Origin of the sequence: Aliagarivorans taiwanensis DSM 22990, from assembly GCF_000429505.1 — a bacterium.
GTDB lineage: Bacteria > Pseudomonadota > Gammaproteobacteria > Enterobacterales > Celerinatantimonadaceae > Aliagarivorans > Aliagarivorans taiwanensis.
This window is the reverse complement of record NZ_AUBZ01000056.1, coordinates 1-14,056: the sequence shown is the minus strand read 5'-3', so window position 1 is coordinate 14,056 and position 14,056 is coordinate 1. Positions and strand designations below refer to the sequence as shown.

15 protein-coding genes are annotated in these 14,056 nt (G+C 53.6%); 6 read left to right on the top strand and 9 right to left on the bottom strand.

Going from position 1 to position 14,056, the window contains the following annotated elements; all coding sequences use genetic code 11:
* A partial coding sequence (locus tag G462_RS24395) for an integrase core domain-containing protein (protein ID WP_157378585.1) occupies positions 1 to 339 on the top strand: 339 nt, incomplete at its 5' end.
* Here G462_RS24395 and G462_RS23455 read toward each other — a convergent pair.
* Positions 258 to 1,178 (bottom strand): LysR family transcriptional regulator, encoded by a 921-nt coding sequence (locus tag G462_RS23455; protein ID WP_051326874.1) that lies wholly within the window; start codon positions 1,176 to 1,178, stop codon positions 258 to 260. The genes G462_RS24395 and G462_RS23455 overlap by 82 nt on opposite strands.
* Before the next feature lie 155 nt (positions 1,179 to 1,333).
* Here G462_RS23455 and G462_RS0119280 point away from each other — a divergent pair, with 155 nt between their 5' ends.
* Genes G462_RS0119280 through G462_RS0119265 form a run of 4 tightly spaced genes read left to right on the top strand, consistent with a single transcriptional unit; the run spans position 1,334 to position 4,967 of the window.
* Positions 1,334 to 2,251 carry a siderophore ABC transporter substrate-binding protein gene (locus G462_RS0119280; protein ID WP_026960439.1) on the top strand — a complete coding sequence of 306 codons (918 nt, stop codon included), beginning with the start codon at positions 1,334 to 1,336 and terminating at the stop codon, positions 2,249 to 2,251.
* Positions 2,252 to 2,303: 52 nt separating this feature from the next.
* Positions 2,304 to 3,263 (top strand): ABC transporter permease, encoded by a 960-nt coding sequence (locus tag G462_RS0119275; protein ID WP_026960438.1) that lies wholly within the window; start codon positions 2,304 to 2,306, stop codon positions 3,261 to 3,263.
* Positions 3,256 to 4,206, top strand: a complete 951-nt coding sequence (locus G462_RS0119270) for an iron chelate uptake ABC transporter family permease subunit (protein ID WP_026960437.1) — start codon at positions 3,256 to 3,258, stop codon at positions 4,204 to 4,206. Before G462_RS0119275 ends, G462_RS0119270 begins: the two co-directional genes overlap by 8 nt.
* A 2-nt stretch (positions 4,207 to 4,208) precedes the next feature.
* Positions 4,209 to 4,967, top strand: a complete 759-nt coding sequence (locus G462_RS0119265) for an iron ABC transporter ATP-binding protein (protein WP_026960436.1) — start codon at positions 4,209 to 4,211, stop codon at positions 4,965 to 4,967.
* 78 nt (positions 4,968 to 5,045) lie between these two features.
* Here G462_RS0119265 and G462_RS0119260 read toward each other — a convergent pair whose 3' ends face one another.
* The 7 genes from G462_RS0119260 to G462_RS0119230 all read right to left on the bottom strand — a co-directional run bounded on the left by G462_RS0119260 (position 5,046) and on the right by G462_RS0119230 (position 11,238).
* Positions 5,046 to 5,558, bottom strand: a complete 513-nt coding sequence (locus G462_RS0119260) for a type III secretion system chaperone family protein (protein WP_026960435.1) — start codon at positions 5,556 to 5,558, stop codon at positions 5,046 to 5,048.
* Between the two features lie 249 nt (positions 5,559 to 5,807).
* Complete coding sequence (locus G462_RS24095) at positions 5,808 to 6,323, bottom strand: GNAT family N-acetyltransferase (RefSeq protein ID WP_026960434.1); 516 nt, start codon at positions 6,321 to 6,323, stop codon at positions 5,808 to 5,810.
* Positions 6,324 to 6,477: 154 nt separating this feature from the next.
* Complete coding sequence (fos, locus tag G462_RS0119250; RefSeq protein WP_026960433.1) at positions 6,478 to 6,876, bottom strand: fosfomycin resistance glutathione transferase; 399 nt, start codon at positions 6,874 to 6,876, stop codon at positions 6,478 to 6,480.
* Between the two features lies 1 nt (position 6,877).
* Positions 6,878 to 8,101 carry a multidrug effflux MFS transporter gene (locus G462_RS23445; RefSeq protein WP_051326873.1) on the bottom strand — a complete coding sequence of 408 codons (1,224 nt, stop codon included), beginning with the start codon at positions 8,099 to 8,101 and terminating at the stop codon, positions 6,878 to 6,880.
* On the bottom strand, positions 8,101 to 8,937 hold the full coding sequence (locus tag G462_RS0119240; protein ID WP_026960432.1) for a siderophore-interacting protein: 837 nt from the start codon (positions 8,935 to 8,937) through the stop codon (positions 8,101 to 8,103). The genes G462_RS23445 and G462_RS0119240 overlap by 1 nt, the downstream gene beginning before the upstream one ends.
* 21 nt (positions 8,938 to 8,958) lie before the next feature.
* Positions 8,959 to 9,585: a recombinase family protein gene (locus tag G462_RS0119235; RefSeq protein WP_026960431.1), complete on the bottom strand. Its 627-nt coding sequence runs from the start codon at positions 9,583 to 9,585 to the stop codon at positions 8,959 to 8,961.
* 210 nt (positions 9,586 to 9,795) lie between these two features.
* Positions 9,796 to 11,238, bottom strand: coding sequence for a DUF5107 domain-containing protein (locus G462_RS0119230; protein ID WP_026960430.1), 1,443 nt, complete (start codon positions 11,236 to 11,238; stop codon positions 9,796 to 9,798).
* Between the two features lie 357 nt (positions 11,239 to 11,595).
* Here G462_RS0119230 and G462_RS0119225 point away from each other — a divergent pair, with 357 nt between their 5' ends.
* On the top strand, positions 11,596 to 13,707 hold the full coding sequence (locus G462_RS0119225) for a methyl-accepting chemotaxis protein (RefSeq protein WP_026960429.1): 2,112 nt from the start codon (positions 11,596 to 11,598) through the stop codon (positions 13,705 to 13,707).
* Positions 13,708 to 13,853: 146 nt separating this feature from the next.
* Here G462_RS0119225 and G462_RS23440 read toward each other — a convergent pair.
* On the bottom strand, positions 13,854 to 14,056 hold a 203-nt coding region (locus tag G462_RS23440), incomplete at its 5' end, for a transposase (protein ID WP_035478405.1).

The following is a 14,056-nucleotide window of genomic DNA, read 5'->3' as shown; positions in this document are numbered from 1 at the left end:
AAACCGAAAGACTTGATGTTCCATAGTGACCAAGGAAGCCACTATACCAGCCGACGCTTTCGCCAACAGCTCTGGCGTTACCAGATAAAACAGAGCATGAGTCGACGCGGTAACTGTTGGGATAATAGCCCGATGGAACGCTTCTTCAGAAGTTTAAAAACAGAATGGATACCGATGACCGGCTATCGCAGTATCAGTGAGGCACAGAGTGAGATATCACGATACGTAACGGGCTATTACAGTCAGCTCAGGCCGCATCAATATAACGGCGGGCTGACACCCAATGAGTCAGAGCGAAGGTACTGGCTTGAATACAAAACCGTGGCCAATTTAACTTGACCACTACAAATCGCCTTGGTGCAAAGCTGCCGGCCACGGCAAAGCTCTTCGGCGAATGGCACCGGCAGGTGGAAGATTAAATCGCTGGACTCGGCTATTGCCGCTACCGAGGCAAAGCTGGTCGTTCGCAGCGCGACATCCAGAGCTTGGTGTTTAGTCAGGTGTCCCCGCTCTTTTAAGGTGAACTCAGGAAAGAAGAAGTTGGTGCCCCGGGTTTGCACCTCGGCAAAGCGGGCCGACATAAACCTGTCCAGCGTCAGGGGCTGATCGGCCAGCGGGTGCTGCTTGCTCATCAGTAAGCAGAACTCCAGCTCACACAGCGCCATTCTGTGCAACTGGCTTTGGCCGCTCTCGGGTTGCTGAGCCGAAATGGCAAAATGCACCTGCCCCTGCTCTAGGCCCGCAAAATTATCTTGCGGTGTGGAGTCGATCTCCAGCTGCACCCCCGGTGCCAGCTCGGCAAGGCGCTGGATAAACGGCGGCAGTAAACGGTTGATCTGCGGCACCATGCCAAAAATGCGCAACGAGCCCTTACACAGGGCCGGGTCAAACTGCGGCCCGCGCAATAGCTGCTCAACCCCTTCAAGCAAGGGTGACAACTCGCTTTGCAGCTGCTCTGCACGCGGCGTGAGTACGTAGCTGCCCTGCGAGCGCACCAGCAGGTCATCGCTGAAGGTATCGCGGAGCCGGCTTAGTGCACGCGACATCGAAGGCTGACTCATCGCCAAGGCTTGAGCGGCTTTCGATACATGCCGCTGCTCTAACAGCACTTTTAATACAAACAGCAGATTAAGGTCGATGCCCGGCATGTTAACAGCGTGCATATTCAGGTTTTGCATAGCGCGTATTCATTGATTGATATTGAAGCGAGGATTGTATGGGTTAAGCTAAACACCAACAAGAATGTTTCTCATTTAGATTTGCGTTAGATCAATCTTTGCTGCTGAGTGGCAGGGTAGATTAACGCTGTATGAACACAAACAGCCGAGCACCCATGACCCGATTACTTCAAAACATCACTGCCCTCTTTGTCTGCCTAAGTACCCTATTTGCGAGCGCCGCCAATGCCGTTACCGTTGAGCATGCTGTAGGGCAAACCCAGCTGGATAAAACCCCAGAGCGCATCGTGGTGATCGGCCATGCCAGCCTTGACGTGTTGGATAACCTTGGCGTGACCCCGGTTGGCGTGGTGCACCATCTGCTGCCGAGCTATCTGCAGCAGTACAATGATAAATCCATCGCCTCGGTCGGCACCCTGCATGAGCCAGATTTTGAGGCGATCTTTATGGCGCGCCCCGATCTAATTATCGCCGAAGGCCGCGCCCTGCCGCATGTACAAGAACTGCAAAAGATTGCCCCGACCTACGTGATGATGATGGAAAACGGCCACTACTGGCGCGATATGACCCAGCACTGGCGCAACATTGCGCTGCTGGTCGACAAGCAAGGCGAAGTGGAATCGTTAATCAGCGAGCTGGAAGGTGATATTGCGGCGCTATCTGCCAAGGCCAAGGCGGCACAGCTCAACACCATGGTGGTGATGAATGCCGGTAGCAATGTCACCATGTTTGGCCGCGACAGCCGCTTCTCGCAGATCTTTAACGAGTTCGGTTTTAGCCCTGCCAGCTCGCGCAACGTGGCAGCCACTGCCGGCCCGCACGGCCACCTTATCTCCTTCGAGTACATTGTCGATGCAGCGCCACAGAGCCTGATGATTATGGACCGCGAACAGGCAATTGGCCGTGGCACCGGCAAGGCCCAAGCGTTCTTCGGCAATGCCTTGATCAACAGTACCGAAGCGGCGCAAAACGGCAAGCTGATCTACCTAAACCCTGAGGCTTGGTATATCACCGCTGGTGGTATCCAGGCCACCCGGGTGATGCTGCAAGACATTCAACAAGCCCTGAATTAATCCGCCCAATCATGAGAACGGCCGCCACTGCGGGCCTTAGCTGTCTATCACTATGAGTATTTATATCCGCCTAGCTGCTGCCAGCGTATTGCTGGTGTTAGCCCTTGCGTCCTTGCTTATCGGGGTGATTGACCTTGATATCGCCGCCCTGCTAAACAGCGAGAGTAGCAGCGCCCATATCTTGCTGGTCAGCCGTATTCCGCGCTTGCTGGCAATCTGTTTGGCGGGGGCCGGCCTGAGTATTGCGGGCCTTATCATGCAGCAGATCGTGCAAAACCGCTTTGCCGCCCCCTCGACCACCGGCACCATCGATTGCGCCATGTTTGGCTATATCGTTGCTCTGGTAGCCTTGGGCGATGTCGATCACTGGCTTCAGCTGCTGATTATCTTTGGCTTTGCGGTGGCGGGCACCCTGCTATTTGTGCGCTTCTTGCAAAAGCTGCAGTTTAAGAATGCGGTGCTAGTGCCGCTTATCGGCATTATGTACGGCAATGTGGTGTCGGCACTGACCACCTTTATCGCCTACAAGTACGACTTGGTTCAGACCCTTTCTTCCTGGACAGTAGCCAACTTCGCCTCGGTGCTTAAAGGCAACTACGAGTTTCTTTACTTAGCCGTACCCGCCTCTGTACTGGCCTACCTATATGCCGCCCGCTTTAGTGCCGCCAGCGTGGGCGAGAGTTTTGCCAAGAACATCGGCCTTAACTACCAGCGCGTGGTGATGGTGGGCGTGATGCTGGTTGCGGTACTCGCCTCCTCGGTGGTGATGATTGTTGGGGTGATCCCCTTCTTGGGATTGATTGTGCCTAATCTAGTGTCGCTATTTATCGGCGACAATATGCGTCGCAACCTGCCGTGGACCGCCTACTGGGGCATGGTGTTGGTATTGGCCTGCGACATTGGCGGGCGCTTGATACTGTTCCCTTTTGAAGTACCGATTTCGATGATTATCAGCATCTTTGGTGGTCTGGTGTTTATTGGTCTGATCCTTAAGGACAAGTCCAATGCGTAACTCGACCAAGCTTATTCTGTTGTGTGTTGCCACGCTGGCAATCATTGCGCTGTTTCTCGGCAAGGGGCTGGACGCCCATAACTACCGCTTCTTTTTGTCAAGGCGCATCCCCAAGGTTCTGGCTATCTTACTGGCCGCGACCGCCATCAGTTGGTCTTCGCTGGTGTTTCAAACGGTGACCAACAACCGCATTTTGACCCCGTCGATCCTCGGCTTCGACTCGCTGTATGTGATGATTCAAGTGCTGCTTGTGGTGCTAGCTGGCGGGCTTTCGCCGCTGGTGATCCAACCAATGCTGAACTTCTCGGTCACCACTGCGATTATGGCCGGCCTGTCGCTGAGCCTGTTCGCTTGGTACTTCTATGGCAAGCAGCGCGATCTGTTCAGTTTGCTGCTGATCGGCATTATTTGCTCCAGCCTGTTTAGCAGCGTCACCGGCTTTTTCACCATGGTGATCGACCCCAGCGAATTTATGGCGATCCAGGCCTCAATGTTTGCCAGCTTCAACAATGTTAATGGTGCATTGGTGTACTGGACGATTGCGCCGATGTTGCTGTGCTTGGCCTTGCTGCTTAAGCTCGCCCCCAAGCTCGATGTGCTGTGGCTGGGGCCAGATAACGCCACCAGCTTGGGCATCAATGTGCGCAAACTGACCTTGCAGATTATGGCGCTAGTCACTGTGTTGATCTCCGTGGCCACCGCCTTGGTCGGCCCGGTACTGTTCTTCGGCCTGATTGTGGTGAGCCTGACCCGCCAGCTATTTAGCAGCTATCAGCATCGCCTGCTACTGCCGGCCAGTAGCGCGCTCGCCGCCTTTTTGCTACTGACAGGCCAGTGGATTGTCGAAAACCTAATGGCCTTTGAAACCACCATCAGCGTGATTATCAATTTTGTCGGCGGCAGCTACTTCCTGCTGCTGCTTGCCCGTAACAAAGTGAACTAAGCATGATCAAACTAAGCGGCCTGAGTAAAAAATATAACGATAACTTTGTGGTGAAAGATGCCAGCGCGCTGTTCCCCAAAGGCGTGCTCACCTCGATTATTGGCCCCAATGGCGCGGGCAAAAGTACCCTGCTATCGATGGCCAGTCGCCTTACCAACAGCGATGCAGGCGAGGTAGTCATTGCCGACAAGCCACTAAACCAATGGGACAACGCCGCGCTTGCCAAGCGCTTAGCGGTGCTGCGCCAGTCCAACAACATCAATATGCGCTTTACCGTGCGCGAGTTGGTGGCCTTTGGCCGCTTCCCCCACTCGCAAGGTCGTCTCAGTGCGCGCGACAACGAGATTATCGACAAAGCCATGGAGCACCTCGATATTCAGCACATTGCCGACCGCTACCTCGACCAGCTCAGTGGCGGCCAACGCCAGATGGCCTTTATCGCCATGGTAGTGGCCCAAGACACCGACTATATCTTTCTCGATGAGCCGCTAAACAACCTCGATATCAAGCACTCTGTGGAGATTATGGGGGCTATCCAGCACTTGGCCCATGACCATGGGAAAGCGGTGGTGGTGGTGATCCACGACATCAACTTTGCCGCGAGTTACTCGGACCGAATTATCGCCATGAAGCGGGGACAAGTAATTAAGAGTGGTGACACGGTGGAGGTGATTGACGAGGCGGTGCTGTCGGATATCTACGAGATCCCCTTTACCATTCGCGAGGTCGAAGGCCAGCGGATCTGTATGTACTACCGCTAGTACTCAAACCGCAATAACACTAAAAAAGCCCGCGAACATCACGCCTGCGGGCTTTTTAATCGATACTGTTAAGCTGGCTTACAGACGCATATCTTTGGTGTCTTCAGCAATCTGCTTGATGGTGTTCTCGAACATGCCGATCACGTTGTCTTCAAACTCGTCTGGGTTGAAGCCGTATTGGATGGGGAAGTTCAACTCAAGAGACAGGGTGTCGCGACCGTCCATAAAGATCTTTGGATACTTCTTGTCGGCGTTCCACTGGTTAACGTACTCCAGCAGCTCTTCGTAACGGCTCTTCTTGGTAGTGAACTGGGATAGCATACGCAGGTTCCACAAGCGGTCATCGGAGCCGAACACATCATAGATGACGTAAACGATATAGCCATCGTCTTCGGTCTCGAACACAATGTCGCCATCGCTATCGATTTCGTAATCGTAACCCATCTTAGCCATGGCTTTTTCAACGGCCGAGCGAGTAGGTTTATAGGTGGGGTTGCTACTGGCTTCTTCGCCCGATAGCTTCATCGCGTTGGCTGGCAGTTGAACCGCTACCAGCATGGCAAACAACATTGAAACAACAACGTTCTTCATCAATCCTCTCCTTGTGCACAGAAATCTGTCTTCACTTGCTTGATTGCGCCCTGAAGACCGGTTGAGAAATGGCAACATCTTCTCAACAACTCTCTGAACGATATCAAGTTTTTCTCTGTTATGCAGAAGAAATTTACATCTTCTGACGTTATTTAGGAGGTTACCACAGAATTGTGGTTTTTTATCGATGGTAAGAAACCTGCGCGATTAGCCCACCTGCCTGCACCAAGTACAGCTAACCCTCTGATATCAATACATACCACCGCGAAATTCCACCAAGGCTTGGCGATCTAGCAGGTTAACCCCTAAAGGCTTGTGAATGCTGCCGTTAAACATCAGGTGGTTCCAGTTCTCGCTGGGCTGCTTTTGCAGCAAAACCGGCGGCTCAAATAGCTGATAACCGGAAGACTGATAGTAATGAAGCTCGCTGGCGCAGATAAATACCTGCTCGGCGCGCGCGTCGCGCAGGTGGTTTTCTAGTCGGCTAAGGATTTTTTTGCAGTAGCCCTTGCCACGAAAAAAAGGGGCAACCGCGACACCGGCGATCATACCGGCCAAGAAAGGCTCGCTAAGTTGGTACATCTCACGTAAGTAGGCAGCACCATGGGCAATTATCTGCTGGCCTTCAAAGCCGATGGCCACGCAGAGCAGCTCTTCTGACATGCTTAGCTCAATGCCGGGCTGCGCATAAGCCTCTCCCAGAAATCGGTTTACCCGAGAGAGTAATGGGATGATTTCCTCAGGGGAATAAATATAGATACGCATCTCTCACACTCACTTTCCTTGTAAATTTAGTGGCCATATTGGCCACTCAGTACCTAATATCGGCCAGCAACCAAAACTAGCTGATAGTTTGCACAATAGAATAAAGGCACTCCTTGATCTAAAGCAAGTAGAGTTTCTGTCCTAATTAAAGGATTTAAAGCCAGATAAGACCTGAGTAAGGTTTTTTTCGCAAACTCTGCAAGCGTGATGTCAAATCACCTGCGTGGATTTCCAGCTTGTGCCCATCGGGGTCGAGCAGGTACAAGGAGTCGCCTTCACTTTGATTCTCTTTCCAGTAGCTTAGGGAGAAAGATGACAAGTGTTTGCACATGGCCTCAAAGCGATTCGGTGCCACCGAAAACGCCAGATGGCTGTAATCAGCGGCGGGCTGGGGTGAGTCGCAGGAGAGGCATAACCACAGCTCACCCAGGCTCAAGTATGCGCCGTTATCCCACCTCACTTCGCCTTTAAAGCCAAGAATCTTAGTGTAAAAGTGCAGTGAGCGCTCCAAGTCGCTCACTGCCACGGTAATGTGATTAAGTCCGGTTAACACGCTATGCCTTACTGCTCTGTTCGTTTCTACTCTGTTCGTTTAGCGCCGGGCCGGGCGCTGCGGCCTTAAAACCCGCTCTCACATTGAGCCAGCCAATCACTGCGACGGCAACGATAAGATAACCAAACTGCCATGCATAGTGCATCCCGAGCTGCAGGGCAGTCATACTTATCAAAGAGGAGAAAATCATCTGCCCGCCTCCCGAGAGCGCCGCTGCGGTGCCCGCTTTCTGCCGGTAGGGGGTCAGTACCTTGGCCTGCGCACATGGCAGCGCCAAGCCATTGCCCATGGCCATTAAGAACTGACCAAACATCATCGCCAGCGGTGTGAGCGGCGCATTGATCAGCCATAGCCCGGCGCTAAGATGAATCCAAGGCGCCATAAACAAGATCCGCTTTTGCCCGTAGAGGGGTAACAAGCGGTTGCACAGCACTCCGCCGCACATCAAGCCACAGGCGGGCAACAAGGCCCAGTAGGCGTATTCTTGCGAGTTCATGCCGATCTGGTTTTGCATCACGAAGGGCATCAGCGACACCGCCGTAATCACCAAGGAAAAGTTGAGCCAGCTAATCACAGCAAAGCTCTGGAAGTAGCGGGAGCGGATCAGTGAGCCATAATCACTGAGCACCTTGGCAGGTTTGGGCATGCTGCGGCGCTCGCTAATGGTCTCTTTGAACAACAGGTACAACACCAGCCAGACCAGCGCGATATAGCTAAACAAGCTGACAAACACCGCCAACCAGCCAAGATGATGGTTAATCAGCCCGCCAAACACTGGGGCAACGATGGGGGTAAACGAGGCCACCATGGTCACCACCGACAGCGCCCTCGGCAGCTGCTCTGGCGAGTAGTTATCGCGCAATGATGCACGCCCGAGTACCGCACAGCAGCCCGCCCCTAGCCCCTGTACAAAGCGCCCAGCCAGAAGCAGGCCAAAGCACTGGCTACCGAAGATGGCCAAGCTCAGCCCCAGCAGTGCCAACAGCAGGCCCACCAGCAATACTCGACGGCGGCCCAAAGCATCGGAGATGGGGCCATAGATAAACTGCGAGGGGCCAAAGCCCAGCAGGTATAAGGAGATCAGCAGCTGGGCTTCATCCAAGGAGATATTGAAATCCTTGGCAATCCAAGGTAGCGACGGAAAAACCAGCCCCATGCTGAGCTGGCCGATGCTGACAATCAGGCTTGCCAGCAGTACCGGCTTATAGCTAAGACGCTCACTCATCAGGCAGTTTTGCCCGCTTGCTGGCTCTGTTGTTCGGCATCTTGTCGCTTGGCCAGCTTGTGGCCTTCCTCGCTTACGCCAATCTTCCAGTAGCTGGAGAAGTAGCTGGCGCGCTGTTGAAAACCCGCTTGCGCGGCGGCCAGCGCACGAATGCGGCGCATATTGCCAAACTCACAGGCGCACCACACCACAAACTCTTGCTCAGGCCAGACAAGCTTGAACAGCGCATCACTAAGGCTGGTCTCGCTCTCGCGCAGCACCCACTGAACGCTAATGCCCTCAGGCAGCTCAAGCGCTTGCTTATCTTGCTCGCTGTTTACTTCAATCAGCAGCTGAGCTTGTTCAGTGATGTGGCCTTTGGCTACCAGCTGCTTGAGCGCAGGCAGTGCGGTCATATCGGCGACAAACACCCCTTGTGCAACTTGCTTGTCGATACCGGCGCTTTGCCCCGGTCCACCGACCATAATCTCACTGCCAACGGCCACGTTGGCCGCCCAGTGCGCGGCTAAGCCTGTCTCGCTTTTCATATCGCTTGTCATGTTGCGCTGGTGATGCAGCACCATATCAATGCTCAGGTGCTGTTGCTTGCTGTCGAACTCGCTGATGGTGTAGGTGCGCATAGCGGGCTTCGCACCGGCTGGTAGCTGGCTGAGGTCGCTACTGCCCTCGGCGGTGAACATCAGTTTGACGTAGTCTCCAGCACAGCCTTCGGGGAACTTGGCGATATCATCGCCGCCCAGTACCACGCGGCGCAGGTTGGGGCTGATATCGATAAGCTCCAACACGGTTAAACGCTTGGGCGACGGCTTGCTTCGTTGTTGCTTGGTATCGTTCATGTTTGCTCTCTGGGTAATCGGTTATTTGGCGTGGCCCGCTCGCAGGCAATGCTGGCCTTCGGCCTCGGCGTTCATACGGGCCTTGACCCGCTTGACGGTGGAGAGGCTGGCGCCGGTTTTACTGGCGCAGGCTTGCAGGGTTTCCCCTTCCAGCAGTAGCTCAGCGATTTGTCGATGGCGCTTTTTATCCGCGGGCCGCCCTTTAAACCGCTGCTTCCATGATTCCTTGTCTTCGCGCAGGGCTTCACGGCCCCACTCGGCTGCCACCAACCGGCGGCGGGTTTGCTCTTCAGCCATGCCGGCAAGTAGCTGCAGCATGGCTTGGGTGCTGGGGTCTGTTGGGGAAAAACGCAGTCGCTGGACCACCGTCTCAATCACCACCCCCTTCTCCAACAGCGCGGTTATCACCTGCACCACATCGGCGATATCGCGACCAAGGCAGGCGATCCAGTGCAGCGCTAACACATCACCGGTTTGCAAGGCTGCGAGTAGCGCGCTCAGCACAGGACGTTCGCTGGCTGGCACATTGCCACGAACGCCCTGCTCTTGATGCCAGGTCACCTCGGGGAACAGGGCCTGCACCGCCTGACGATGCTCAGATTGGGCACGATTCTTTGGCGAGAGACGTTGGTAGGCATGATAAGTCATACGCGGGCCTTATGTTGGGAAATCGGCGACGAGCTATCGTTACAACCACCGTTATAGCTATCAGCTCATTTAAGGTATGGGTCATAATATAAACAATGGTTCATAATTTGGCAAACACTAAATGAACCGACTCGCCCAGTAATCTCTTAAATTACAAACGAAAAAAGCGCCCTCTATGGACGCTTTTTAATAAGTATCAAGTTGTTAGCGCTACAGCGGAAACACTTGCTGCCCCTGCGCATCATGAATAGTAATTTGCGCATCTGGGCCAAAAGCTCCTTCTAAACGATTCCCCCGATACGGATTGGGCTCAACCGCTTGGTCGAACACCACCTCGCCTTTGGAGACGATTTGCACATTGTAAGGCTGGCCAGGCTCGATAAAGTACAGCTGCAGCTCGCCGTCGATCAGGTTGAACAGCAGCTTCTCGTTGGCATGGCTAACATCGCTTAGACCGACCGTTGGCACAAAGGTCTCATCAATGTCCATGCGCCCTTCTGCCGGGAACTGATCTTTGATCCAAAACTGCGGCGTTACGCCAGCCCACATCTCAACCGTTGGGCGATGCCACACCTCGCCGCCAGCCTCTGGGTCAACCTTGAGCGAATCAAAGCCAAAGCTCCAGTTCTTAAGACCGGGGGTAATGTTGTTATCGGCGATGCGGATCAAGCCCTCGCGATTGGCTTGATTTACCGCGCCCCAATAGTTGCTGCCTTGCATACCCGGTTTGGCGTAGGCAATGCCCTCGTTTTGGTTTTTAAACCAACGGAACTCGTCCCACTCCAGCGGGTTATCCCAGTAAAAGTCCGGTAGATGAATATCGCTCACCGGCCCAACCTGCATCAGTGATTCATCAACCCGGGTATTGCCCGGTTCAGAGCCCGGCGCCATGGTCAGCAAGGTCCAGTGCTCAAACTCCGGGGTGTTATTGGTGGGGTTGCCGATGATAGTGATGGTGTCTACTGCGGCGCGATCGCGGTGTAGGCTCACGTAAAAACTTACCTCCAGCTCACTGGCCGGAATGCGGTAGTTACCCGGCTTGCCCGCAAAATCGTCCTTGTCGGTGTAGGTCATCGCAATGGTAATGCGCTCGGGGCTGTGTTCAATAAGCTCAAAGCGCCACGGGCGGTTCCAGGCCACGCCATGCTCAGCTTCGCGCACGGTGGGGAAGATGCCGCCCATAATCATCAGCCAGTCGTAGTAAAACACCCCTTGGTCCATCAGGTAGGGGGTGCCCACCGGGTTTTGGTAGAGCGACTCATGGCCGGTGGTTTTGTTGACCATCGAGATAATGCGACCACCAAACTCTGGCAGCACTTCAAGACGTAAGAAGTTGTTCTCAATCACCCAGGTTTGGTACTCAGTCTCAACGATGGTTTGGTGATCCCAGGATGCCAACGAGAAATCGGGATTCATTTGATAGTCGTAATGGCGAAAACGGTAGACACCGGGCTGGATAGACAGTCCGCTTGCCAGACAGCGCGAATTGTTGGGTTGATCATCACAGTCCATCGGCTTGTCGGCAAAATCGATGGTCATTAACCAAAACGAGCCGATGCCGAGTGCCACCGCAAGGATGGCAAAGGCGATTTGCTGGAGTTTAACCAACAGCAGTTTTTTCTTTGAATTAGCTTGGGAAGACGAGCCCTTCATTACCGCTCCATTTTCTGATTAAGGCAGATAGCGCGCCTATCATAGGGGCTTTTCGCTAGGATGTAAGCCACCAGCAGGGAATGTGTGACCGCGACAGCTTACGAAAAGTCGCACTCGGATTATTGTTGTTTTTCGCAGCGCTTAATGCTCAATTGGTATGCAATCACTAAAAGTCATGAAATTGTCACTAAAACCTTACTCTAATTAGGTAGTTACCCTATTCGTGCCAGTCACTAAGCACACCGATATCTAATTAATTAAATTTTCTACTCAAAATTAGCGCCAACGCACAGTTCCCAAGCACTTCAGGGCACAGCTTATCTATATTGGAAGATAAATCATGTCCGGACGTTTTTGATGAATCCATTAACTATGATCGACAAGTTGCTGCAACAACTGAATTTTAAGATGAAGTTTGTGTTAGTTGGGCTGCTGATATTTATCCCGCTTACTTGGCTGTCTAGCTTGTTCTTCAAAGAACTCAACAGCAACATCGCCTTCACCGACCAAGAGATCGTCGGCACCCAGTACCAGCCCTATATGAAGCAGTTGTTCGTCAATATCGCTGCCCACCGAGGACTGACCCAAGGCTTGCTGAAAGGCGACCAATCGCTAATAGGCCCGATACGTGAAAAAGAACGCTTGGTAGAGCAAGCCTTCCAGAGCCTGCATCAATTTGATAAGCAAAATAACGATATCTTCGAACTAGAGCCGATCATTAACCAACTGGAACGCCAATGGCGGGTACTACCGGGCAATACCACCATGAGCAGCAGCGAGAACTTTAACGCCCACAGCGCGCTGATCGTAAAGGTGCATAACGCCATCACCCATATTGCAGACAAGTCCAACCTCACCCTCGACCCTGAACTCGACACTTACTACCTGATGGAAGTGATCACCAAGCTGCTGCCAAGCACCGTGGAAAGCATCGGTAAGCTTCGCGGCATGGGCACGGGTACGCTGGCTGCTGACCAGCTCAGCGCAGAAGGCAAGCTACGTTTGTCGATGCTCTCGGACTTGATTGCCAGCAATATCGACAAGCTCAACTATGCCTTCACCACCATCAACCGCTACAACCCCGAGCTCAACTCGCACAAGCCCTCGGAGCAAAAAATGCAGCAAGCGCTGCAACGCTTTAACAGCACTACCCAGCAAGAGCTGCTGGACAGCGAGTTGGGTAACATCAGCCCGTCAGCCTTCTTTGACCAAGGCACCCAAGCCATCGCCAGCGTGATAGCCCTCTACGACGAGCTGCAACCCGAGTTAGAGCACTTGCTACAAGTACGTCGCGATAACAGCTTCCAACTGATGCTAACCATCGTGATAGGCATGAGCATGACGCTGATTATCTCCTGCCTGATGTTTGTTTCAATGTACCGCTCGATCACCGGCAGCATCAATACCCTAAGCCAAGCGACCAAACGGATCGCCGCTGGCGATCTCACTGTGCACTGCGAAACACGCGGCAAGGACGAACTTAATCAGATCTTCACCGCCATCAATCAGCTCACCCAAGACCTCTCGACGATGACCCACGAGATTATCCAGACCAGCGTTAAACTCGGCGGCATCAGCGTGCAACTGCTGGAAGATAACCAAAGCAGCTCGGCCAGCTCAGAACAGCAATGTCAGGAGATCACTCAGGTTGCGGCGTCGATGAGTGAGATGTCGGTCAGCGTGAGCGAGGTGGCCAATAACACCGGCTCCGCCACCCAGTCTGCAGAACAAGCATTGGAGAGTAGCGAAAGCGGCAAGCAGCAAATCAAACAGCTCAGTGAGGCCATCGCCGATCTGGCTAATGAGGTGGATAACGCCGACCAGGTGATTAAACAGCTAGAAGCCGATAGCAGCCAGATCAACTCGATTGTGGAGGCAATATCCGGCATCGCCGAGCAAACCAACCTACTGGCGCTTAATGCAGCCATCGAAGCCGCCCGCGCCGGCGAGCAAGGCCGCGGCTTTGCGGTGGTCGCCGACGAAGTGCGCGCCTTGGCCAAGCGCACGCAAGATTCAACCCTCGAGATCCAGTCCATGCTCGGTAAGATCCAGTCAGGTAGCCAAACCGCCGCAACGGTGATGAAGTCCAGCGCCGAGCTGGCCAATCGCAGCGTTCAGATGTCGGCCACCACCGACGAGGCCTTTGACGCCACGGTATCTGGCATCAACACCATCCATGAGATGAATATCCAAATAGCCAGCGCCACCGAGCAGCAAAGCGCCGTCTCCAATGAGATCTCGGCCAACGTCACCCGTATCCAAGAGTCCGCCGAACTCACCAAAGACATCGCCGAGCGCAGCCTCGACACCAGCCAGCAAGTGCAGCAGGCCTCATCGGATATCCAGCAGCAGCTGGCACGCTTTACCTTGCAGGAGAAATCGAATGCGGCATCGGATTCATCAGGCCAACGGCGCGAACCGCAAGACGAGTTAAGCCGTGATATTGCCGCTATTCCGCGCAGCGTATAAGGGAAGGTGCGATCAAGCCACTCGTACGCGTAAACCGACCATTTTCTCTTTCTCGAATTTTCTGATTCCGAGATTTTGAATCATTGTGGCCGAATAACTGCCGAATTTGCCCGTTTCAGGCCCTTTATCTGGGCTACTCCCAGATTTTAGGCACACTGATGCCGTTTGCTCCTTAACATCTGGTCAACCCGAACAAGGTTGGCAAGTGCGAATAACATTGCTAGCTGGTTATCGTTTTTCATCAAGCCTTTGTACCGCGCTTTCACGAAACCAAACTGGCATTTGATGATACGAAACGGGTGCTCGACTTTGGCCCTGATGCTGGCTTTCAAGAACTCCGTTTTTATCG